Consider the following 764-nt stretch of genomic DNA (forward strand, 5'->3'; position numbering starts at 1 on the left):
AGTCCCTTTTTCTTAATAAAAAAATAAGAAAGTCCTGTAAAAATTATAATATAAATAGCTAATAATAATATATCTTTATATACACCTGTTGATATAGGTAAACCTCTACCAAATTCAACACTACTTAAATACCCGATAACATCAGAATATAATGCTGATGGTGTGTAATCTTTTATTAAATCTATAAATCCTGTGGGAAACTTATATAAAATCATTTGTATAAATTCTAAAATTTGATTTAGAGAAAAATATATTATATAAGTAATAACTACCAAAAAATCTTTACCTAAAACTATATAGGCTAAATTTAAAAAGCATAGACTTGCACTTACTGGTACAAAACTTATTAATAGTGCCCTTAAAGCTATTACTATCTGAGCATTACCAAAATTCATTTTACCAATAACTTGTAATAATATAACAGTTGAAACTATTCCAATAAAAAGCGTTGTAATAATCAGAAATAAAGAATATAAATATTCACTAATTATTTTTGCAGTTAAAATACTTGACCTTGAATGAGAGGCTTCCACTGCTCTTCTAGCATTACCCTTTGTTATTTCACCTGAAAAAGCAAAAGATACAGGAAAAATAACAAAGAAATTGGCACAAAAACATATCATTAAAAGCATTGTTGATATAGCTTCACTTAATCCAAAATTATCACCTACAGTACTGGTAGCAACATTATCTGTACTTATACAAAATAATAACATAAATATTGGCGACAAGGCGACAAACCAAATTAAAGCAGTTAAAACTTT

The 764-nt window shown here is 26.3% G+C and carries 1 protein-coding gene; it reads right to left on the bottom strand.

Going from position 1 to position 764, the window contains the following annotated elements:
* On the bottom strand, positions 1–764 hold a 764-nt coding region (locus tag HMPREF9131_RS05545; RefSeq protein ID WP_036744453.1), incomplete at both ends, for a hypothetical protein.

This window comes from Peptoniphilus sp. oral taxon 836 str. F0141, assembly GCF_000179335.1.
Taxonomy (GTDB): Bacteria; Bacillota; Clostridia; order Tissierellales; family Peptoniphilaceae; genus Peptoniphilus_A; species Peptoniphilus_A lacrimalis.